18 protein-coding genes are annotated in these 22,225 nt (G+C 61.2%); 10 read left to right on the top strand and 8 right to left on the bottom strand.

Going from position 1 to position 22,225, the window contains the following annotated elements; genetic code table 11:
* Nucleotides 1-158 precede the first annotated feature (158 nt).
* On the top strand, nt 159-1,766 hold the full coding sequence (locus I7X13_RS13985) for an Rne/Rng family ribonuclease (protein WP_198069111.1): 1,608 nt from the start codon (nt 159-161) through the stop codon (nt 1,764-1,766).
* Between the two features lie 76 nt (nt 1,767-1,842).
* Here I7X13_RS13985 and I7X13_RS13980 read toward each other — a convergent pair whose 3' ends face one another.
* The gene (locus I7X13_RS13980; RefSeq protein ID WP_198069110.1) at nt 1,843-2,535 is read right to left on the bottom strand and encodes a porin family protein; all 693 of its coding nucleotides are present in this window, start codon (nt 2,533-2,535) and stop codon (nt 1,843-1,845) included.
* A gap of 81 nt (nt 2,536-2,616) precedes the next feature.
* On the opposite strand from I7X13_RS13980, the gene gldB reads away from it, so the two are divergent.
* Both gldB and I7X13_RS13970 read left to right on the top strand, forming a co-directional pair.
* Nucleotides 2,617-3,639 (top strand): gliding motility lipoprotein GldB, encoded by a 1,023-nt coding sequence (gldB, locus tag I7X13_RS13975; protein WP_198075975.1) that lies wholly within the window; start codon nt 2,617-2,619, stop codon nt 3,637-3,639.
* Nucleotides 3,640-3,718: 79 nt separating this feature from the next.
* Nucleotides 3,719-4,921 carry a glycosyltransferase family 4 protein gene (locus I7X13_RS13970; protein WP_198075974.1) on the top strand — a complete coding sequence of 401 codons (1,203 nt, stop codon included), beginning with the start codon at nt 3,719-3,721 and terminating at the stop codon, nt 4,919-4,921.
* Nucleotides 4,922-5,020: 99 nt separating this feature from the next.
* Here the strand turns inward: I7X13_RS13970 and nth are convergent, their stop codons facing one another.
* The 3 genes from nth to I7X13_RS13955 form a co-directional block, all read right to left on the bottom strand.
* Nucleotides 5,021-5,698, bottom strand: coding sequence for an endonuclease III (nth, locus tag I7X13_RS13965; RefSeq protein ID WP_198075973.1), 678 nt, complete (start codon nt 5,696-5,698; stop codon nt 5,021-5,023).
* A gap of 382 nt (nt 5,699-6,080) precedes the next feature.
* Nucleotides 6,081-6,719 (bottom strand): RNA polymerase sigma factor, encoded by a 639-nt coding sequence (locus I7X13_RS13960; protein ID WP_198069106.1) that lies wholly within the window; start codon nt 6,717-6,719, stop codon nt 6,081-6,083.
* A 290-nt stretch (nt 6,720-7,009) separates the two neighbouring features.
* On the bottom strand, nt 7,010-7,420 hold the full coding sequence (locus tag I7X13_RS13955) for a hypothetical protein (protein ID WP_198075972.1): 411 nt from the start codon (nt 7,418-7,420) through the stop codon (nt 7,010-7,012).
* 134 nt (nt 7,421-7,554) lie between these two features.
* On the opposite strand from I7X13_RS13955, the gene I7X13_RS13950 reads away from it, so the two are divergent.
* Nucleotides 7,555-8,829, top strand: coding sequence for an MFS transporter (locus I7X13_RS13950; protein ID WP_198075971.1), 1,275 nt, complete (start codon nt 7,555-7,557; stop codon nt 8,827-8,829).
* 20 nt (nt 8,830-8,849) lie between these two features.
* Here the strand turns inward: I7X13_RS13950 and I7X13_RS13945 are convergent, their stop codons facing one another.
* From I7X13_RS13945 to I7X13_RS13930, 4 genes are all read right to left on the bottom strand, one after another.
* Nucleotides 8,850-9,470, bottom strand: a complete 621-nt coding sequence (locus I7X13_RS13945) for a nucleotidyltransferase family protein (RefSeq protein ID WP_198075970.1) — start codon at nt 9,468-9,470, stop codon at nt 8,850-8,852.
* Between the two features lie 134 nt (nt 9,471-9,604).
* Nucleotides 9,605-10,660 carry a ComEA family DNA-binding protein gene (locus tag I7X13_RS13940; protein WP_198075969.1) on the bottom strand — a complete coding sequence of 352 codons (1,056 nt, stop codon included), beginning with the start codon at nt 10,658-10,660 and terminating at the stop codon, nt 9,605-9,607.
* Between the two features lie 109 nt (nt 10,661-10,769).
* Nucleotides 10,770-12,254, bottom strand: coding sequence for an alpha/beta hydrolase family protein (locus tag I7X13_RS13935; protein ID WP_198075968.1), 1,485 nt, complete (start codon nt 12,252-12,254; stop codon nt 10,770-10,772).
* Nucleotides 12,255-12,433: 179 nt separating this feature from the next.
* Nucleotides 12,434-13,828, bottom strand: coding sequence for an alpha/beta hydrolase family protein (locus tag I7X13_RS13930; RefSeq protein WP_198075967.1), 1,395 nt, complete (start codon nt 13,826-13,828; stop codon nt 12,434-12,436).
* Nucleotides 13,829-13,993: 165 nt separating this feature from the next.
* Here I7X13_RS13930 and uvrA point away from each other — a divergent pair, with 165 nt between their 5' ends.
* From uvrA to I7X13_RS13900, 6 genes are all read left to right on the top strand, one after another.
* On the top strand, nt 13,994-16,837 hold the full coding sequence (gene uvrA / locus I7X13_RS13925; RefSeq protein ID WP_198075966.1) for an excinuclease ABC subunit UvrA: 2,844 nt from the start codon (nt 13,994-13,996) through the stop codon (nt 16,835-16,837).
* Nucleotides 16,838-17,044: 207 nt separating this feature from the next.
* The gene (locus tag I7X13_RS13920; protein ID WP_198075965.1) at nt 17,045-17,926 is read left to right on the top strand and encodes a hypothetical protein; all 882 of its coding nucleotides are present in this window, start codon (nt 17,045-17,047) and stop codon (nt 17,924-17,926) included.
* A gap of 87 nt (nt 17,927-18,013) precedes the next feature.
* The gene (tpiA, locus tag I7X13_RS13915; RefSeq protein WP_198075964.1) at nt 18,014-18,778 is read left to right on the top strand and encodes a triose-phosphate isomerase; all 765 of its coding nucleotides are present in this window, start codon (nt 18,014-18,016) and stop codon (nt 18,776-18,778) included.
* A 107-nt stretch (nt 18,779-18,885) separates the two neighbouring features.
* A complete protein-coding gene (locus I7X13_RS13910; RefSeq protein WP_198069096.1) occupies nt 18,886-19,236 on the top strand; it encodes a hypothetical protein in 351 nt (116 codons plus the stop codon).
* Between the two features lie 113 nt (nt 19,237-19,349).
* On the top strand, nt 19,350-20,180 hold the full coding sequence (gene prmA / locus I7X13_RS13905; protein WP_198075963.1) for a 50S ribosomal protein L11 methyltransferase: 831 nt from the start codon (nt 19,350-19,352) through the stop codon (nt 20,178-20,180).
* A 236-nt stretch (nt 20,181-20,416) separates the two neighbouring features.
* On the top strand, nt 20,417-22,198 hold the full coding sequence (locus I7X13_RS13900) for a T9SS type A sorting domain-containing protein (RefSeq protein WP_198075962.1): 1,782 nt from the start codon (nt 20,417-20,419) through the stop codon (nt 22,196-22,198).
* The last annotated feature ends 27 nt before the right edge of the window (nt 22,199-22,225 follow it).

Raw genomic sequence — 22,225 nt, 5'->3', positions numbered from 1 at the left:
CCTATCTCTCACGTAGCCTCCCGAGTGGGGCCGCGCCAGATGCTTTTCCCGTGGCTCGCGAGGGAAGCCAGAGCCGTCAGGTTCTGGCTTCCCTTTGCCAGTTTCGGGGTAGGCCTTCGATGGCATTACCGGTAGGTTACTTTAACTAAATCAAGGCTTTGAGTAATGAATTAGTCATTAATTCTACTCAGGAAGGCGAGCGAATAGCGTTGTTGCAGGACAAGCGGTTGATTGAATACCACTTCGACCGCAACGACACCAACTACTCAGTAGGCGACATCTTCCTGGGCACCGTGAAAAAGGTGATGCCCGGCCTGAACGCTGCTTTCGTGGACATTGGCTACGAAAAAGACGCGTTTTTGCACTACGGCGACCTCGGCGAGCAGTACCATTCCTTCACGAAGTGGGCGCGCACGGTACAGAGTGGCCGGGCGCCCAGCGCCGGGCTGGAGAAATTCACGTTTGAGCCCGCCCTCGACAAAGTAGGGAAGGCTGAAAGCGTGTTCAAAAAAGGGCAGCAGATTGTTGTCCAGATTATTAAGGAGCCTATTTCGACCAAAGGGCCCCGCGTGAGCACCGACATTTCGATGGCGGGCCGCTACCTGGTACTGATGCCGTTTTCGAACACCATCAGCGTCAGCAAGAAAATTGTGAGCAAAGGGGAGCGGGACCGCCTCAAGCGCCTCATCGCCAGCATCAAGCCCGAGAACTTCGGTGTAATCATCCGCACCGTGGCGGAAGGCCGCGAAGTGGCGGAGCTTGACAAGGACATGCAGGACATGGTGGCAAAGTGGGAGCAGCTCTACAGCACGCTACGCACTGCCAAGCCCAACGACAAAGTGCTTGGCGAACTGGGTCGCACGTCGTCGATGGTGCGGGATATGCTGAACGAGTCGTTCGACAGCATTACCGTAGATGCCCCGGCGATGTACGAGGAAATGCGGGACTACCTGCAGAAAATTGCGCCTGATAAGCTCGGCTTGCTAAAGCTGCACAACTCGAAAATCAAGGTTTTCGAGCAAACCGGTATTGAAAAGCAGCTGAAAACGCTGTTTGGCAAGACCGTGACCGTGCCCGGCGGCGGCTACCTCGTTATCGAGCACACCGAAGCCCTGCACGTTATCGACGTGAACTCGGGCAGCAAGAGCAACCAGGAAAACGACCAGGAAGCCACCGCGCTAATGATTAATATGCTGGCAGCCAAAGAAGTGGCCCGTCAGCTGCGCCTGCGGGATATGGGCGGCATCATCGTGGTCGACTTCATCGACATGCGTTCGGCCGAAAGCCGCAAGAAAGTGGAAGACGCCGTGCGCGACGTAATGAAGCTCGACAAGGCGAAGTATACCGTGTTGCCCATCACCAAGTTTGGCCTGCTGCAAATCACCCGCCAGCGGGTGCGACCGGCCGAAAACATCGTGACTGGCGAGGTGTGCCCCACTTGCGGCGGCACGGGCAAGATTTCGGCTTCTATCCAAGTAACGGATGATATCGACAACAGCATCGACGACCTGCTGGTGAACCAAAACCAGTCGGGTATTACGCTGTCGGTGCACCCATTCTTGTACGCGTACTATACCAAAGGGCTGATTTCGCGCCAAATGAAATGGTACCTGAAGTATTATAAGTGGGTGAAAGTGGTGAATGACAGCAGCCTGGGCCTCACCGACTACCGCATCGAAGATGAGCGGGGTGAGGAAATTCAACTGCGCTCGTCGGCCGCCGCCATGAGCCGCTTGCAGGACCGCGAGGTTGAGATTGTGGATTAGTGAGTAGAATCACTTTTCACCAAAAAGCCCCAGCTTCTTTAGAGGCTGGGGCTTTTTGTTAGGACTTAGCGGTGGGTTAGAACTTGATGCCTAAGTCCAAACCGAACGAGCTGTTTTTGATGGTTACGTCGCTCATGCCGCGCTTGCTTTCAAAATAATGGTCGATATCAACCAAGCCCCGATGGTAGCCGAGGCCGGCAAAAAGCTTGGTGCTCTTCCCCACGGTATACTCGGCTCCCGCTGCTATGAGGGCATCGGCGTCGAAGAAGTAGATGTAGTCGCCAGCTTTGTTTTCAGTGCCGGTGACCGGGTCGGTATAGAACTTGTTGCCGTTGATGCGCGTGCCAATGGGCACGTTAAGTGAGCCGCCCACCTGGAAATAAAGCCGCGTGGCGGGCGCAATTTCATTGGTGAAAAGCTTTACCGAAAGTGGCAGCTGCAAGTATTGCGTGCTGATTTTCATCGAAACCGGAACGGGGTTTCCGTTGCCGACGCCACTATTCAGGTAGTCGGTGTAGCGGATGCTGCCGCCTTTGCCCGCCAGTTCCAGGCCCGTGCTGAAAGCGTAGTTTTCGCCGAAAAAGTAATCGACCACCAAGCCGCCGCTCAAGCCGAACTGGCTGCCATCGCTGGCAAAGCTATTTTTAGACGTGGACTCGGCCCGCAGGCTGGTGATAGACGGCGAAACTTTCAGGCCAATTTCGACCTGGGCCGAGGCGCTGCCAATGGTAGCGGCGAGCGTGAAAAGTGCGAGCAGTAGTTTTTTCATACGGGTTTGTCGTTCAATTGCCGTCGGCAACTGCCGGCAGCCAACAGGTTTTTTGGCTAATTTTACTTCAAAGTAACGTGCGTGAATACGAATAATTTTGCCTGGCGGCGGTGGCTGCCCCTCTTTTTAGGAATCAGCTTCGGCTTAGGCGGCTGCAAAAGCGGCCCTGCCGAAGGCTGCCGCCCCGACGCGGCCGAGGATGCCGCCGCTGTACCCATGCGGATGAAGCGCTTGGAGCCGGCCTTTTTTCAGCTGAAAACCCCAGCGCAGGCACAGCAATTCATGGATGCCAACCCGGCATTTGCGCGGTACTATTTGCAACGACAGCCCGCAACTGAAAAGCAACTGGATAGCAGTCTGGTGCATCTGGCTACCAACCCGGCGCTGCAGCAAGTAGGCCGGGAAACGGCTGCGGCCTTCCCGGATAGCGCCGCCCTGCGCCACAACCTGGGCGAGATGTTTCGGCGGGTGCATTACTATTTCCCCGATTTCCGGGTGCCGCCTACGGTAACGTATGTGAGCGGCTTTCTGGCGAAAGATATCTATGTGAATGATAGCCTGCTGGTAATGAGCCTGGATTGGTTTATCGGCCCCAAAGCCAGCAAACGGCCCGATTTGCCCCAATACATGCTGCGCCGCTACACGCCGGCCGGCCTGATGCCGCTGTTGGCCCAGGACGTGGCCAGCAAGTACAACCGCCACGAGCTGACGGCCAATACTATGCTCGATGCCATGGTACACGCGGGCAAGTCGCTGTATTTTGCCAGTCTGGTGCTGCCTTGCACGCCCGATTCGGTGCTGATGGGCTATACCAAACGTGAGATGATTGGGCTCGATGCCAACGAAGGCCGGGTGTGGGGACATTTTCTGGAGAAAAACCTGCTCTACAATACCACGCCGTTTCTGCTCCAGAAATACGTGGGCGAGCGGCCCAACGTGCCCGAAATCGACAAAACCTGCCCCGGCCGCGTGGGCCAGTGGGTGGGCCTGCAAATTATCCGCAAGTACGTGGCCGAGCACCCCGACGTGACGCTGGGCCGCCTGATGGCTGAAAAGAATGCCCAGCGCATTCTCAACGACTCGCACTACCGGCCCAAGCGGTAAATGGGTAAGTGAGTAAATGAGTAAAGTTTCCATAGAGCACTTTACTCATTTACTCACTTACCCATTCACTCATTGCCCCATGCACATCGCCGTTTTCAGCCAGTACCACACCAACCCCGACTGCCCGGCCACCAGCCGGCATTACACGCTGCTGGCGCACATCGCCAAAACGCACCGGGTAACGCTGTTGACTACTCCCGCCTGGAAAGGCCAGCGGCTGACACAGCAATTCCCCTGGGTGCCGGAAGGGGTGGAAATCCGCGAAGCCGATGTGCGCTATGACAACAAGATGGGCCCGGCCCGGCGGGCGCTGGCCTTTGCGCAATACGCCGGCTGGGCCGTGCGGGAGGGGCTGCGGATAGATAAGCCAGACGTGATTTGGGGCATCAGCACGCCGCTGACGGCGGCCTGGGCAGCGGCGCAGGTGGCGCGCTGGCGGCGGGTGCCGTGGGTGTTTGAGGTGCAGGATTTGTGGCCGGCGTTTCCCATTGCGATGGAGGCTGTGCCCACGGCGCTGGCCCGGCAGCAGCTTTATCAGCTGGAAAAGCGGCTGTATAAAAGCGCCCGACATATTCTGCCGCTCTCACCGGATATGGCGCGCTACGTGAAGGATTTGGGCATACCGGCCACGAAAGTGACCACCGTGCTCAATGGTACCGACCTGGCACTGGCGGCCCGTGCCACGCCGGCGGCGGTAGCGCAACTGCGGCAGGAGCAGTGCCTGGCTGGCAAGCGCGTAGTGCTCTATGCTGGCACTTTCGGCCGCGCCAACGACATACCAACGCTGGTGGCAGCCGCCGAGGCTATGGTGACGGCCGATGCGGAAACGGTGTGGCTGTTTCTGGGCCACGGGTTCTTTGAGCCGCTGATTGCGGCGGCGGCGGTGCGCTGGCCGGGCCGCATCCGGCTGGTGCGGGGGCAGGCGCGGCACGAGGTTTTCCGGTGGTTCGCACTGGCCGATGTGTCGGTGGTTTCGTTTCTGGGGCTGCCGGTACTGGATGCCAACTCGCCGGCGAAACTGTACGACTCGCTGGCCGTGGGCACGCCGGTGGTGGTGACCAACGTGGGCTGGACCAAAGCGCTGGTGGAGCAACATGCCTGCGGCTGGTACGCGCCGGCTGGCGACGCTTCGGCACTGGCCGCGCAGCTGCAGCAACTGCTGCGCCAGCCCGAAATGCTGGCCCGGGCCGGGGAAAATGGACGCGCTTTAGCAGCGTGCGAATTCGACCGCCAGCGAATGGCTGCCCAAGTGCAGCGAATACTGGAGTCCGCCGCTACCTGATTTTGTGCCAGGTCGAAATGCCTTTGTGCTTTCTAGAACTCACAATGGAACTTTGTGTGCTAAAAAACCTGCTAAGCCTACGTTTTTAGCCATTCTGCCTTATGCCTCCGGGATGGGAACATAGGCCAGTGCCTTACCGAAATGCTTCTCGAAGTAGGCGCAGCTGGGGGCCAACGGGCAAATGCTGCACTTGGGCGAGCGCGCCACGCAGATGTAGCGGCCGTGCAAAATCAGCCAGTGGTGGGCCTTGTTGATTAGCTCTTCCGGAATGTAGCGCACCAATGCTTTCTCCACGGCCAGCGGGGTAGTAGCCGTTTTGGGCACGAGGCCCAGGCGGTGCGATACCCGAAAAACGTGGGTATCGACGGCCATCGCGGGGAGATTGTAGATGACGGAAGCCACCACATTGGCCGTTTTGCGGCCCACGCCAGGCAGGCGCTGCAATTCGTCAATCTGGCTCGGGACTTCGCCGGCAAAATCTTCGATCAGCATCCGGCCCAGGCCGGCCAAGTGCTTGGCCTTGTTGTTGGGGTAAGAGACGCTGCGGATGAAGGGAAATATTTCCTCGGCCGAGGCCGCACCGAGGTGCGCGGCGGTGGGAAATTGTGCCAGCAGCGGCGGCATCACCAGGTTCACGCGCTTATCGGTGCATTGCGCGCTGAGGACTACGGCTACGATTAACTCATATGGGTTACCGTATTCCAGCTCCGTTTTGGGCTCCGGGAAGTTGGTGGTGAAGTAATCGAGGAAGTAGCGGAACCGGTTGGCGCGAGTCATGCAGCGAGGGAGTGGGGGATGCCACAAAAGTATGGTAGTCGCACTTATCCCTGCTCTCGGCTGTCATGCTGAACGCAGTGAAGCACCTTATCACGGCAGAACAAGCCGTTCTCACGCGATAAGGTGCTTCACTGCGTTCAGCATGACAGGCGTAAACCGCCTAACTCCGCCAGCGCGGGGTGTGGAGCGGCCGCCACAAGAAATTGAATGGGCTCAGGACTTGCTCAAGAAAGTGCGCGAGTAGCGCAAAATGGCCTCGGAGGTTTCGGGCCGGGGGTTGCGACGTACGCCGTCGAGCGCCCGCTGGGCCAAAAGGAGGTCGGCGCAGGTCGCGGCCAAGTCCGGGTCGTGCTGCAATGCCTCCTCTACCTCGCGCTGCCTTTCAACCGGCAATTCGTTGTACACATACTGGAGCAGTGTCGAATGGGGTAAGGTTTGAATCATAGTGATGCAGGGAATTCGCGGTCATCTTCTTCCGCAGGTTAATCAGCGCATAGCGCATGCGGCCCAGCGCCGTGTTGATGCTCACGCCGGTAGCGTCGGCAATCTCCTGGAAGCTCATATCGCCGTAATGGCGCATGAGTAGCACCTCCTTTTGGGCGGCGGGCAGTTCCTGGATTAACGCCCGAAGGCGGGTGTGAGTTTCTTCGCGGGCGAGAATATCGTCCGGGCCGTCGTCGGCAATGGTCAGGGTGTTGTTTAAACGTTCGTTGTCGGTGAGGCTGATGTGGGGCACGCGCTTGCCGCGCCGGAACGAGTCGATGGCCAGGTTGTGCGCGATGCGGCAAATCCAGGGCGCAAACTTGCCCTCCTCGTTGTAGCGGCCACTTTTCATGGTGTGGATGGCCTTAATGAACGTGTCCTGCAACAGGTCCTCGGCCACGTCCTCGTCGCGCACGATGAGGAGGATGGTCGTGAACACACGACTGCGGTGCCGCTCCAGCAGGATAGCGAAGGCGGATTCCTGGCCGGCCAGGTAGAGCGAGATGAGCGCGGAGTCGCTCGGTTGCATGAGGTCCATAAAGGGCTACGGAATAGGAGAACGTAGAGCTTTAGGCCATAGTATGCAGTTACCGAGAAAAAAATTGGGAGCGACGGGCGGTGGTAGTTTTTACCCCGCTAGAATCAGACCAAATGTAGAGAAACGGAATCCAATTACGCAATAGGCATTGGTGGAAAAATGCCACAATCTTTTTGAAAATTTCGAGCAACCTTCCTCAAAACTTCATCTAGGCGGTTTTTAAGGGAATTTGTTTAGGCGTTTTTTTGAAAAAAAGTTTCCGGAGCAGCTATAAAATTCGGGCTTCACTATTACGGGTCGATGGCAAGCCAACGGTAGGCGGTGGCTTCGTCGGTAAACAACGCGGTTTGGAAGTCCTGCTCGGGGCGGGGAGTGGCGCTGATGGCCGCGACGGAGCTGGCCGACTGCCCGGTGGCGGCGCGCAGAGGCGAGATGAGGAAGGCAATGCGCACGGGGGCGGCGTAGCGGTGCCGGAGCCGGGGAAAAAACTCGGCGTTGACCCAAGCCGCGAGGGCCGGGCTGGCCAGCTCGTCGCGGCGGCGCAGGTCGAGCAGCCAGCGCCAGCAGCCCAGCGCGTCGCCAGCCGCAAGAATGCCGAGGTAGCCGTGCTGCAGCTCCGATTCGGTGATTTCGCGCTGCCAGCGGGCCACAATAGCCGGCAAGTCGGGGCGGGGCGTTATTTCCAGGCCGAAATCTTGCATGAGCAGGGGCAGGGCGTCACGGTGAATGGGAAGTCACAAGGTAAGCGAAACCGTATGCCAAAACCAACCGGCCACGGCCGGGACGGACCTACCTTTGCCACCGGCCGCCGTACAGGCGGTTTTGTGCTCGTTCTATGCTGCCATCTGCTGATTCTTCGCCGGCCCACGACCCCTACGCGGCCCTGCGCGTGCCCGATTTTCGCCGGCTGGTGTCGGCCCGCGTTCTGCTCACGGTGGCCACGCGCATCCAGGGGCTGGTGGTGAGCTGGCAGATTTATCACCTCACTAACAACCCGCTGGCGCTAGGCCTGATTGGCTTGTCGGAGGCCATTCCGAGCATTGTGGTGTCGCTGTATGCCGGCTACGTAGCCGACTCGATGCGCCGCAAAAACATTGTGGTGGTGGCGCTGGCGGTGCTGGTGCTGTGCGCGGCGGCGCTGGCTGGCCTCGCCAGTCCCTACGGTATTCACCTTCTGGCGAAGGATTCGCTGTACACGTTGCCGCTCTACGGGGTGATTTTTGTGAGTGGGCTGGCGCGGGGCTTTATGGGGCCGGCGCTGTTTTCCTTTATGCCGCAGCTGCTGCCCGACCGCGCCTTGCTGCCCAACGCCATCACCTGGAACAGCACCACTTATCAGGGCTCGGCGGTGCTGGGACCAGCCATTGGCGGCTACCTGATTGCGGCGGTGGGCATCACCAATTCCTACGTGGTGAGCACGGCGCTGCTGGCGCTGGCGCTGTTCCAGTTTGCGCGCATTGCCAACCGGCCGCTGCCGCCCATGGAGGGCGAGCGCCTCAACCTGAAAGACAGTGTGCTGAGCGGGCTGCGCTTTATTTTCGGCAACCAGCTGGTGCTGGCGGCGCTGTCGCTGGACATGTTCGCGGTGCTGTTTGGCGGGGCGGTGGCGCTGCTGCCGGTGTTCGCGTCGGATATTCTGAAGGTGGGAGCCAAGGGCTTTGGGCAGTTGGAGGCGGCTCCGGCCATCGGCTCGGTGCTGATGGCGGTGTTCCTTACGTATTACCCGTTGAAACGCCGGGCCGGGCGCAAGCTGCTGTGGGCGGTGGCGGGCTTCGGGTTGGCCACCATTGCGTTTGCGCTGTCTACTAATTTCTGGCTGTCGTTGTTCCTGCTGTTCCTCACGGGCGTGTTCGATTCCGTGTCGGTGATTGTGCGCTCCACGCTCATTCACATCTACACGCCGGAGTACATGAAGGGCCGGGTATCGGCAGTGAACAATATTTTCATCGGTTCCAGCAATGAAATCGGGGCCTTCGAGAGCGGCACGGCGGCGCGGCTGCTGGGCACGGTACGCTCGGTGGTATTTGGCGGGCTGATGACGCTGCTGGTGGTGGCCATCACCACCTGGCGGGCCGATAAGCTGCGCAAGCTGGAGTCGGGTACGAAGTAAAAAGATTAACACATAGCGTATTACAGTAGCGCAGCGTAATCCTCCGGCGTGTCCACATCGAGCAGGCCGGCGGGGAAGGGCACGCGGCCCACCGCCGCGCCCAGGCTGGCAATGAGCCTCCCGGCCCCCTGCTGCCCTTGCAGCTGAAGCAGCTCTGGTAGCATGGTTGGGGCAAAAATGGCGGGCACGCCCAGCGTATCGCCATAGGCCGCGGCCACGATGGGGGCCTGCGTCTGCTGCTGCCGGGCCATCAATTCCCGCAGCAGCTGCGGCGTTACCAACGGCTGGTCGGTGAGCATGATGAGCACGGCGGCGGGCGCGGTTTCGGGCAGCGCGCCCAGGCCCGCGCGGATGGAGGAGGCCATGCCGGTCGCCCAGTCGGCGTTGTGAACAGCCTGAATGGGCAGGCCCGCAACTTCGGTCAATAGCTCCTCATGCAGTGCCCCGGTCACCAGCACAATGGGCGCGCAACCGCTGGCTACGGCCGTTTCGGCGGCGTGGCGCAGGAGGGTGCGGCCGTGGTAAGGCAGCAGCTGCTTGGGCCGGCCCATGCGGGTGGAGGCCCCGGCCGCCAGGAGCAGCAACGCCACCGGCCCAGACGAGATGTGCACCGGGGCGTCGGGAATTGAAGCTGAAATCATTGCTTAAACGGCCGGTTTGATAAAGGAGCGGCGGCCGTTGTCGGAAGCCGAGCCGTTAAGTTTAACAGCTTGCGATACAACCATTGCCAATAATTAGATAACGCTCTTTCGTTGGATAGAATATCCCCAGCCCGCTACTCGCAGCGCACGTAGGGCCGCATCTTTTCCCAGTCGGCCAGCTTCAGAATGGGAATCTGCTTCAAATCCTCCACCGTTTTGAAAGGGCCATGCTGCTGCCGGTAAGCCACAATGATACGTGCCCGGGGCTTGCCGATGTAGGGCTGCAGGTACATTTCGTCGAAGCTGGCGGTATTCACATTCACCGTCTGGGGGACGTAGCCGGGCGCGATAAAGGTGTATTTCTTTAGGCTGTCGCGCAGGTCGGGCGCGTCCTTCAGCACGAATATTTCGTCCAGCTGGTCCTCCCGCAGGTAGCCGCCGAGCTGGTTGCGGTACTTCACCACCCACTTGGCGCGGCCCGAGCCGATGCCGCGAATCTGCATCAGCTGCGTGGTATCGGCCCGGTTCAGGTCGAAGGGTTGGAGGTTGCGCGGTTTGCGGGGAAACCTGGCGGGCAGGCCGTCGGTGCTGGCGAAGGGCGGGAATTTGCCATCCAGGCCGGGTTTATTATTGGCGGCGTAGTCGCGTTTGGGCGCTGCATCGGGCAGCTGCATAAACGGGGCCAGCCGTTGGTACACGGAATCTTCCAGCCCGTACATTTTCTGCACCTGCGCTTTGGCTTTGAAGCCGCCCGCGGCTTCACGGTACTTCACTATGCGGCTGGCTACAAAGTGCGGCACGCCCCGCGCCTCCCAGTCTTCGGCGGTGAGGGCGTTGGGGTCGAAGGGCGCAAGGCGCACTTGGGGCACGGCAGGGTAGCGCGAGCCGCTGTGCTCAAACTTCTTGTATTCCCGTTTCGGGTAGCGGCTGGCGTAAGCCTGGTCGGTGGCGCGGTGCTCTTTGAGCTGCGCGGCCAACTCGTTCAGGCCTTTTTGGTCGGCATCGGGCAGGTACTGCGGCAGCTCAGGCCGCAGGAGCATAGGGGCAATGATGAAGCCCAGCATGAGCAGCAAAATGCCCACCATGCCCCGCGCTTCGCCCCGCGAATAGCCAAAATAGTGGCGAACCCAGCGAATGGGGCGCGAATTGAGCCAGGACCAGCCTGGGCGCGGCGGGGGTAGAGCAGCCATTGGGTAGAGGAGGGAAGAAGAACCGCAAGTCACCGACGTATAGAAAGGCGGCCCGGCTTGCGGGGGCAAGTATAGGCAAAACGACGGTAACGTCGGATTGTCTAGCCAGTTAGCTGCGCGCCCGGCTGAGGCTGGGCGTGCGGCTGGCCTTGCGCTGCGTGGCGGGACGCTTCACCGTCACGGGCAGCGGGTCGCCGGGCGGGCGGGTTTCCTGGGCCACCCAGGCATGAATGATTTTCAGGCCTTCGGGCGAGAAGACGGCTTGCTGCACGCCGTTAATCATGGGCCACTGAGCTGGGGCGGGTTGGAACAGGTGATTGATGCCGTCGAGCTTGTACTCCGCCGCCGTGCGTTTGGAGCGGCGCAGAGATTTGTAGAGTGGCGTCATGTTGCGCTTGGCCGAAACCTGCAAATCGGAAGTGCCATTGAGCAGCAGCACTGCGCATTGCACGTTGGGCAGCTTGGCCTGCGGGTCGAAATCGAAAAAATAGCGCGACCACGGCGAGGTGAGCTGTACGGCGCGGGCGCGGGCCATGCTGGCATCGACGCCCATATTAGCCCCCAGCAGCAGCGAGGCTACTTTGGGGCGGGCCACGGCGTTGTCAGGCGTCTGGCGAATAACATCCACCGTGCGCTGGTACACGTCCTGAGCGGCTTTCACCTGCGAGGGGTCGGCCCCAATCAGGCGCATGATTTCGCCCTGCTGGCGGCGCAATACTTCATTGCCGAGCTGCCCGTAGCCGGCCAGCGACACCACAAAAGCCGGCGCGCGGCCCGGCGCGGCGGCGGCCAGCAAGGCCACGTTGGCCCCTTCGCCGTGCCCAAGCAGGCCCACGCGGTGCGCGGCCACCAGCTTCTGGCCGCGCAAAAAGGCCATCGCGGCCTGGGCATCGGTCACGAAATCGGCGGTGGTGGCGCTGGCGTAGCTGCCGGTCGATTTGCCCACGCCCCGGTCATCGAAACGGAGTACGGCGATGCCGTGGCGGGTGAGGTAGTCGGCCAGCTGGCCAAACATGCGGTAGCCATTCACGTCAACGTCGCGGGTTTGCGGGCCGGAGTCGGACAGCAGCACCACGCCCGCAAACGGCCCCTCGCCGGCCGGAATAGTAAGCGTACCACCCAGCCGATTTCTCGTGACGGGGTTGGTGAACGTGACGTCGGACTCGCGGTAGGGCGGCGTGGCCTTGAACTTGGTGACGGCCTGCGGCGAGGCAGCAGCCCGCGTGAGCACCATGGGGGCCGTCAGGCCGGGCTGCTTCCAGGTGCCGCTGAGGGTGGCCCCATCTTCCAGCACCTTGCCCACGAAGCTGCTGCCAGCCTGCTCGATGCGTAGGGTCAGGTTGTCGTCTTTCAGCTCCACATCCACCGGCATGCGGCTGATGCGCTGCTGGGGCGCATCGAGCGCGGCGTAGTAGGTGCCGTTGGTGAGCGGCACGATGGTGATGATGATGGAAATTTCACCGCCCAGCAGCTTCAGCGGGCCTTTCCACTGGCCATTTAGGGGGGCAGGCGTGGGAGGGGAAGCCACAGCCGTAGCGGGTAGCTGTGCTATTAAACCCAGAAAAACAAAGGTGGTAAGTAATAATCTAATCATCGAATCGGAATATAAAAAGGGTAGATACTTGGAGTGGGAGGCAAATGGAGGTTGAAAAGTACAACAAATGTTTTTTAGCGGCATTATCATTTTCTGCTTATTGGCTCGGTTACAAATGTCAACGGCCGCTCTTGTGGAGCGGCCGTCAGGGAAGCGAATAAGCAGAAGGCAGAAGCGTGTTATTTCCTGGTATGCAGCCCAATCCAGTCACCAATCACGGCCAAGGCGCTGGGCGCAAACGTCTCCTCGATAGTGCCGTACTCGGCCGGATTGCCTGTGGGGGCGGTCTGAAACAGGTGGTTGAGGCCGGGCAATTCTTTCGTGGTCACGTCGCGGTTGCCAGCGGTTTTCAGGCCGGCGGTGGTGGCGGCCAGGTTGGCGATGGCGGGCACCTGCTGGTCCTTGCCGCCGCCAAGGGCCAGCACCGGGCACTTTACCTTGGCCAGCGTCTGGGCGGGGCGGTCGGCCAGCAGGTGGCGGTAGTCGGGCGAGGTGAGCATGGCCAACTGCGGCTCGGCCTGGGCGGCTAGCTGCGGATTGATGCCGTTGTAATACGCCAGCAGCCTGGTGCGGGCCTGGGCATTGTCGGGGTTCTGCTGCACAATCTGCGTCATGGTGCGTTGCAGCTTTTCGGTGGTGGCCAGCTGGGCCGCGTCCGAGGTTTGCAGCCGCGCCAGGGCCAGCGACTGCTGCACAATCAGCTCATCGCCCGGCAGCGCCGGCGCGGCCAGCAGCACCAAGAAATCAGGCCCCGCAGGCTGGCCCGCCGCCCCAATGGCCGCCGTGCCGCCCTGGCTGTGGCCAATTACACCCACCTGGTTTTTGCGAATGCCAGGCTGGGCGCGCAGCCACGCCAGCGCGGCCTGGGCATCGGTGGTGTAGTCGGCGCTGGTGGTGCCGGCCAGCGTGCCACCGCTCTGGCCCACGCCCCGGTCGTCGAAGCGCAGCACGGCGATGCCGTGGCGGGTGAGGTAGTCGGCCAGCACGGCGAAGGGCTGGTGGCCGAGGATGGTTTCGTTGCGGTCCTCGGGCCCCGAGCCGGTGAGCAGCACTACGGCCGGAAACGGGCCTTTGTCGGCGGGCAGAGTGTAGGTGCCGGCCAGCGTGATGCCGGCCTTCTCATTCTTAAAGGTGACCTCGGCCGACTGGTAGGGGAAGGGCGGCTGCGGCGTTTGGGGGCGCTTGGGGCCGGTGGGCTTAGCAGTGCCGGCGGCACGGCTGAGCGTGAGCGGGAACGAGCGCAGGCCCTGCTGCCACTCGCCTTCCAGGCGCTGGCCGTCGGCCGAGCGGCGGCCGGCAAACTGCGCAGCCGGCTGGCGCAGGCGCAGGTACACGCTGTCGGCCGGTGCGGTGAATTGCAACACCAGTCCCTGCGCGTGCTGGGCCGGAATATCCAGCGTAGCCGTGCGCGGCCCGCCGGCTGGGTCGGTGAGGTGGGCGGTGAATTCCAGCGGCCCGAGCGTGCCTGCCCAGTCGCCGGTGAGGCTGGGGCGGGCGGTTTGGGCGTGGACACTGGTGATGCTGAGTAGCGCGGCAGCGGCCGTGCCGAGGAAAAAGCGGGTAAGTGTGTGCATGGCAAGGGCTGATGGACGATGACGCAATGTTACGAAGATAATTAGACAAATTTCTAATTATGGAAAAAACAATTTATTCCTGCCTCCGCCCCGGCCGTACCTTCGTACCCACAGCAATTGCCGCCGGCCGAAACCTTCCGGCCCCTCTCCGCTGTTAGTTCGTTTATGCCCAAAAAAGACGCTTTGCAGGTTTCGGCCCCCGCCGACAACGCCATTGATAATCTCGACCCGCGCGAATTCATCCTCATCAAAAACGCCCGAGTTCACAACCTCAAAAACCTCAGCGTGGCCCTGCCGCGCAACCAGTTCATCGTCGTCACGGGCCTGAGCGGCTCGGGCAAGTCGAGCCTTGCCTTCGATACGCTTTATGCTGAAGGTCAGCGGATGTACGTGGAAAGCCTGAGCAGCTACGCTCGGCAGTTTCTGGGCCGCATGGATAAGCCCGACGTGGACTACATCCGCGGCATCTCGCCGGCCATTGCCATCGAGCAGAAGGTCAGCATCAAGAACAACCGCTCGACGGTGGGCACCAGCACCGAGATTTACGACTACCTCAAGCTGCTGTTTGCACGGGTGGGCAAGACGTTTTCGCCGGTGAGCGGCGAGCAGGTGCGCAAGGACAACGTGGCCGACGTGGTTGATTTTCTGGCCGCGCAGCCCGAAGGCACCCGGGCCATGATTCTGGCTCCGCTGCATCGCGCCGACAAGACCCGCGCCATGAGCAAGGAGCTGGATTTGCTGCTGCAAAAAGGCTACAGCCGCGTGGTGGTGGATGGCGTGACGTCTCAGATTGAGGACCTGGTAGGAGAGGGCCAGCCCGAGGTGAAGGGCGACGTGTACATCATGATTGACCGCGCCGTGCTGCGGCCCGGCGACGAGGACCTGCTGTTCCGCCTGTCGGACTCGGTGCAAACTGCGTTTTTCGAGGGCCACGGCACCTGCGTGGTGCACCTGAACGGTGACGACGTCCGCACCTTCTCCGACAAATTTGAGCTGGATGGGATGACGTTTGAAGAACCCAGCGTCAACTTCTTCTCCTTTAACAACCCCTACGGCGCGTGCCAGACCTGCGAAGGATTCGGCTCGGTGCTGGGGATTGACGAGGATTTGGTGATTCCGGATAAGAGCATGACGGTGTACGAAGGTGCCATTGCGCCCTGGCGCACCGAGAAGCAGGGCGAGTGGCTGAAGCCGCTGTTGAAAAACGGTATCCGCTTCGACTTTCCCATTCACCGGCCTTATAATGAGTTGAGCGAAGCCGAGCAGCGCCTGCTCTGGACCGGCAACAAGTTTTTTGACGGGCTGGACAAGTATTTCAAGTGGGTGAGCGAGCAGACCCACAAAATCCAGTACCGCGTGCTGCAAAGCCGCTACCGGGGCCGCACCACTTGCCCCGACTGCCGCGGTACGCGTCTGCGCAAAGACGCGCAATACGTGCGGATTGACGGGAAAAGCATTGCCGACATCGTGCTGCTGCCCATCTCGGAGGCCCTGAAATTCTTCGAGAACATGAGCCTGAGCGAGCACGACGCCAAAGTGTCCGAGCGCCTCGTGACGGAAATCACCAACCGCCTCGGCTACCTCAACCGCGTGGGCCTGGGCTACCTCACCCTGAACCGCCTGAGCAATACGCTGAGCGGCGGCGAAAGCCAGCGCATTTCGCTGGCCACGTCGCTGGGGTCGGCGCTGGTGGGCTCTATGTACGTGCTCGATGAGCCCAGCATAGGTCTGCACCCCAAGGATGCCGAGCAGCTCATCGGCGTGCTGCGCTCATTGCAGCAGCTCGGCAACACCGTGGTGGTGGTGGAGCACGAGGAGAAGATGATGGAGGCCGCCGACCAGATTATCGACATCGGCCCCGAGGCCGGCAGCGGCGGTGGCAACCTGATGTTCCAGGGCACCATGGATGCCCTGCTGCAAGACACCGAAACCTACACCGGCCAGTACCTGAGTGGCCGGCTGGAAGTGCCGGTGCCCAAGGTGCGCCGCCCCTGGCGCAACGCCCTGGAGCTGACCGGCGCCCGCGAAAACAACCTCAAAAACGTGAGCGTGAAGCTGCCCCTGGGCGTGATGACCGTGGTCACGGGCGTGTCGGGCTCGGGCAAGAGCACGCTCATCAAGCGCATCCTGGCGCCGGCCCTGATGAAGATGTTGGGCGGCGGCGCGGGCGAGAGCACCGGCAAATTCGACCGCCTGACGGGCGTGAACGGGCAGGTGACGCACGTCGAGTTCGTGGACCAGAACCCCATCGGCAAGTCGTCGCGCTCGAACCCCGTCACCTACGTGAAGGCTTACGACCAGATTCGCACGCTGTTTTCGGAGCAGCCGCTGGCCAAGGCGCGGGGGCTGAAGCCCTCGCACTTTAGCTTCAACGTAGACGGCGGGCGCTGCGAGGTGTGCCAGGGCGAAGGCCAGGTGAAAATTGAGATGCAGTTCATGGCCGACATCTACCTGACCTGCGAAGGCTGCGGCGGCCACAAATTCAAGCAGGACATTCTGGAAATCAAATTCCAGGATAAGGGAATTGACGAGGTGCTGGAAATGACGGTGTCCGACGCCGTACAGTTCTTCCAGAGCCAGCCCAAAGTGGCCGAGCGCCTCAAGCCGCTGGAGGACGTGGGCCTGGGCTACATCCGCCTCGGGCAGTCGGCCAATACGCTGAGCGGCGGCGAGGCCCAGCGCGTGAAACTAGCGTCCTTCCTCACCAAAGGCGCTACGTTGCAGCAGGATAAAATACTGTTCATCTTCGACGAGCCCAGCACCGGCCTGCACTTCCACGACATTGCCAAGCTGGTAGGCGCACTGAATGCACTTATCGAACAGGGCAATTCCGTCCTCATCATCGAGCACAACATCGACATCATCAAGTGCGCCGACTGGATTATCGACCTCGGCCCCGAGGGCGGGCTGAACGGCGGGCATCTGCTATTCGAAGGCACACCGGAGGATATGGTGAAGCTGAAAGACACCAACCACACGGCCCGTTTTCTGGCGGAAAAGGTTTCCTAAGCTGTTGATAGTAAGACAACTGACTACTCGGCCCAAATGTACTATTGCAGTTGGGCCGGTTTGTTAGGTGCGCGCCGGCTAATGTGTTGGCAGGCAATGCCATGGCTGTGAACTGTAGCGTGTGAATCGGGTCGGGCTAAGAAACGTAGAACCAGTAGTTAGGATTAATACGTAAGTTCGCCGCCCCTCTCACCCCACCCCGTGATTATGCCCACCGCTACAACGCCCCCGGACCACTACGCTGCAGCTAATCGGTCGGGCACGGGCCGGCTGTGGCGCTGGCTAACAGCTTTGGCCATCGTCGGCAACATTGCCCTCAATTATTATTCGAATACCCATCCATTCGCTGGGCAAACGATGGGCATGGTATCGGCCAAGTACCCCACGCTGCTCACGCCGGCGGGCTACGCATTCAGCATCTGGGGGCTGATTTTTCTGGCCCTGGCCATTTACGCGGTGTGGCAGCTGCTGCAGGCTCAGCGGCAAATATCGCTGCCCGACGCCCTGGCCAAGCCGCTCACGCTGGCCAATATTGCCACGGGAGCCTGGGTTGTTTTGTTTGCTTACGAGCTGATTTTGCCCAGCCTAGGTGTGATGCTGCTCATTCTCGCCTGTCTAGTAGTGGCTTATGGGCGGGCGCGGCGGCGCATTTTTGCCGATGCGGCCCCGGCGCTGGCGGGCGTGCCGCTGTCGCTGTACCTGGGCTGGATTTCGGTGGCTTCGGTTATTAATATCACCATCGGGCTGCGGCAGCTGGGCTGGCAAACGGCCGAGGGCGCTTCGGTGACGCTCACGCTGGGGCTGATTTTCGTGGTGGTGGCGTTGGGGCTGATTATGGGCCGGGCCTTCCGCGACATGGTGTTCCCCTTGGTGGTGGCCTGGGCGTTGGTGGCGGTGTGGGTGGTGCGGCTGCGCGAAGTGCCCGAGCTGGGCTGGGCCGCGCTGGTTGGCGCTACGGTGGTGGCCATTGCGGGCTTCGTGCTCTCGCGGCTGGGCGGCCGCAAAACGGCCTGGCAGGTGCGCGACGAAGCCGCTGCCGCCGTAGAGGCCGAAATTGCTGCCCGCAACGCCGTACGCGCCAGCGAGTAAGCGCGCGGCGCGAGGCAGGTGCGCGGCCACCGGTTTGGCCCGTAGCTTTGCGGTCAGTCCCAACCCCCATACCTGACCCGCTCGATTATGCGCCAAAAACTTGTTGCCGGCAACTGGAAAATGAACCTAACCTACCCCGAGGCCTTGGCCCTGGTAGGCGAAATCGCGAGCCTGGCCGGCGAATCGGGCGCAGCCAATGCGCCCACGGTCGTTATTTGCCCGCCGTTTCCGTTCCTGCACGGCGTGGGCCAGCAGCTGCCCCAGGCTTCCAATTTCCATCTCGGGGCCCAGAACTGCCACCAGAAAGAAAGCGGCGCTTTCACCGGCGAAGTTTCGGCCAAGATGCTGGCTTCGGTGGGCTGCGAATACGTGATTCTGGGCCACTCGGAGCGCCGCCAGTATTTCCGCGAAGACGATGAATTGCTGGGCCAGAAGCTGAAAGCCGCCCTGGCGGCCGGCCTCAAGCCCATCTTCTGCGTGGGCGAGTCGCTGGAGACCCGCGAAGCCGACGAGACGTTCAGCTACATCGGCAAGCAGCTCACCGACGGGCTGTTCCACCTCAGCAACGAGGAGTTTGCCCAGGTTGTGATTGCCTACGAGCCCATCTGGGCCATTGGCACGGGCCGCACCGCCACCAGCGCCCAGGCGCAGGAAGTGCATGCCTTCATCCGCGAGCAGATTGCCCGCGCCTACGACGCCCAGGCCGCCCTCGATACCACCATTCTCTACGGCGGCTCGGCCAACGCGCAGAACGCCAAGGAGCTGTTCTCGCAGCCCGACGTGGACGGCGGCCTCATCGGCGGCGCGGCCCTGAAAGCGGCCGACTTCACCACGATTATCCGGTCGTTTTAAGCAGGGTTGAAATTTTAGGGTTGAGGGTTGGGTTGAACGCGCAACGCGGCATTGCATTTGACATCCCACGCTCAATCCTTAATCTTCAAAACTCAATCCTTCCCAGCATGCTCTCCTTCATTCTCACCCTTCTGCTGGCTCTGCTGCCCACAAAAAGCCCGGCTGCTGGCCCGCTGGAGCCGTGCAAAATCTACGGCTCGGTGTACCTCGAAACCGACCCCGGCCGGCGCAGCTATTGCTACGGCACGGTGTACGTGGAGCCGGAAGAAGCTTTTGCCGATGTACTGATTTTCAAGGAGAACAACAAGCTGTTTGCCGATAAAGCCGGCCTGTGGGCCGATGCGCCTGCCCGCGACTTTGCCGACTACGTGCTGCTGGTGGTCACGGACCGCAGCCGCGCCGATTTCAGCATTCACTACACCACCGTGCGCTCCTTCGCCGGCTGCAAGACCAATTAGGAGAGTTAAGAGTTAGGAGTTAAAAGTTATGAGTTGAATTTATAAACGGTTTCAATTCAGTTCTTTCGATTCACAGCTCTTAACGCCTGACTTTTAACTCATAACTAAACGAAGTGGATTTTATTGAACTGACCGTCGAAGCCCCGCGCGAGCTGGCCGACATTCTGGTGGCCGAGCTGGCCGAAGTGGGTTTCGACACTTTCGAGGACACCGACGACGGCTTCCGCGCCTACACTACCGAGGATATTTTCAACCCCGACGCGGTGGCCGAAGTCATGAGCCGCTACGAGGGCCAGGGCGAGCTCAGCCACTCGCACCGCGTCATCACCCGCCAGAACTGGAACGCCGAGTGGGAAAAGAATTTCCAGCCGCTCATCATTGCTGACCGCGTGTCGGTGCGGGCACCGTTCCATCCCGAGCCGGCCGGCGTCGACTACGACATTGTGATAATGCCGCGTATGTCGTTTGGCACGGGCCACCATGAAACCACGGCGCTCATGATTGAAAACCAGCTCGATGTGGACCACAAGGGACTGCGCGTGCTGGACATGGGCACCGGCACCGGCATTCTGGCCATCATGGCCGAAATGCTGGGTGCCCGCCAGGTGCTGGCCGTCGACACCGAGCCCTGGACCGTGGAAAACGCCCGCGACAACGCCGCCGAAAACAACTGCCACGGCATTGAGTGCCGCCTGGGCGGCGTGGAAACCCTCGCCAATGAGGAGCCGTTCGACCTGATTCTGGCGAACATCAACCGCAACGTGCTGCTGGAAGACATGCACGAATACGCCCGCCTGCTGCCCAGCGGCCGGCCCATTCTGTTCAGCGGCTTCTACGAGGAAGACCTCCCGAAAATCCAGGCCGAGGCCAGCAAGCACGGCCTGCGCTACCAGCGCCACCGCACGCTGCGCAGCTGGGTATCGGCCGTGTTCGAGAAGGAATAGGATGAGGGTAGAATGAAGGAACGTCCTGCTTCGGTGCCGAAGCGGGACGTTTTGCGTTTGGGCGGGGCGGGCGCCATCGTTCCCGGCAACGATTGCGCGAATAAAAAGGGCCTTTGCGGCATATTGCGGGCCATTGCGGACGTAATATTATCATACCGAATTACTGGGCTTACGCTGCTGTTAAGGAGCGGCGCTAGTTCGGTTATTCCTTTATCGGACTCCCATTATTTCCCGCAATGACTTTACTATCCGCTCCATTTTCTTCGCTTCGTTTTGCCACCCGGTCCGTGGCACGGGTTGGCCTGGGCCTGGTGGCCACGGTGGCCGGCCTGGCCGCCAGCGCGCCGGTGCAGGCCCAGCAGCTGTCTTTTCCCGGCGTGGAAGGGGCGGGGCGGTTTGTTAGCGGCGGCCGGGGCCGAGCGGCCACGCCTACCACGGTGTATGAGGTGACGAGCCTGGCCGATACCAACACCCAGGGCACGCTGCGCTACGCACTAAGCCAGTCGAGCTCGGTGGCGCAGTACCGCACCATTGTGTTTCGGGTGTGCGGCACCATTCACCTCACGGCGCGCCTGAGCATTCCGCGCAACACCACCATTGCGGGCCAGACTGCGCCCGGCGACGGCATCTGCCTGGCCGACCGGCAGGTAACGGTGAGTGGCGACAACGTGATTGTGCGCTTTGTGCGCTTCCGCCTCGGCGACCAGTACCAGAAGCTGGTGGACGCCAACGGCAACCCCCTGAATGGTAGCGGCGACGACGATGCCTTCAGCATGCAGGAGCGCAAAAACATTGTCATCGACCACTGCACCATGAGCTGGAGCGATGACGAAGCCTTCACGTTCTACGGCGCGGCTACGGACTCGATGACCCTGCAGTGGAACCTGATTTCGGAGCCGCTGAACTACTCCTACCACTTCGAAACCGGCGACACCGACTACGAGCGCCACGGCTACGGCGGCATCTGGGGCGGGCGGCGGGCCTCGTTCCACCACAACCTGTTTGCGCACTGCAACAGCCGCACCCCGCGCTGGAACGGCACCCGCTACGGCGCGGCCATCGGCTCGGAGAACTGCGATTTTCGCAACAACGTCATCTACGACTGGGGCTCCAACAACGTGTATGGTGGCGAGGGCGGCAACTACAACATGGTGAACAACTACTACAAGCCGGGCCCGGCCACGTCGTCGGGCTCGCGTTCTAAAGTTGTGAATCCGTACAAGCAAACAACGGCCCCGCTGCTGCCCTACGCCCAGATTTACTTGGCTGGCAACTACCTCGATGGCAATGCGGCGGTCACGAATGCTAACTGGAAAGGCGCTACTATGCAGGGCGGCACCCTGGCCGATACTGTGCAGTCAAAGGCCCTGACGCCGTTCAACATTGCGCCCCTCAATACCCAAACCGCCCAGGCTGCCTACACTTCGGTGTTGCAGGGCGTGGGCTGCATTCTGCCCGTGCGCGATGCGCTGGACCAACGCATCATCAACGACGTGCAGAACCGCACCGGCGGCATTATTGACGTGCAGGGCGGCTTCCCGCATGGTACGCCCTACAGCACCTCGCAGGTAGCCTGGCCCGTGCTGACCTGCGGCCCCGCGCCTGCCGACTCGGACCATGACGGCATGACCGATGCCTACGAAGCCGCCAACGGCCTCAATCCCAACAACGCCGCCGACCGCCAGACCATCGCGGCCAACGGCTACACCAACCTCGAAAACTACCTCAACGGCCTCGTGGCTACGGTGACGGCTACCAAGCCCACCGGGGCAGTGCTGGAGCCCCTGCACCTGTTCCCGAACCCCGCCGCCGAGCAACTGACCGTGGAGCACCCCCGCTCCGGCGCCGAAGCCCGCCTCACGATTTATAACTTCGTGGGCCAGCGCGTGGCTACGCTCACGCCCGCCGTGGGCGGCGTTTCTACGCCGGTGAACCTCGGCAATCTGGCCAAGGGCAACTACCTGTTGGTGTACACCGATGCCAACGTGAGCCTAACCGCTAAGTGCGCCCACGAGTAAGGCATTCAGGAATGAAAAAGGCCCGGA

This window comes from Hymenobacter negativus (genome assembly GCF_016056375.1).
GTDB classification, from domain to species: domain Bacteria; phylum Bacteroidota; class Bacteroidia; order Cytophagales; family Hymenobacteraceae; genus Hymenobacter; species Hymenobacter negativus_A.
The sequence above is the reverse complement of the archived record's forward strand: the minus strand, read 5'-3'. Positions and strand labels throughout refer to the sequence as shown.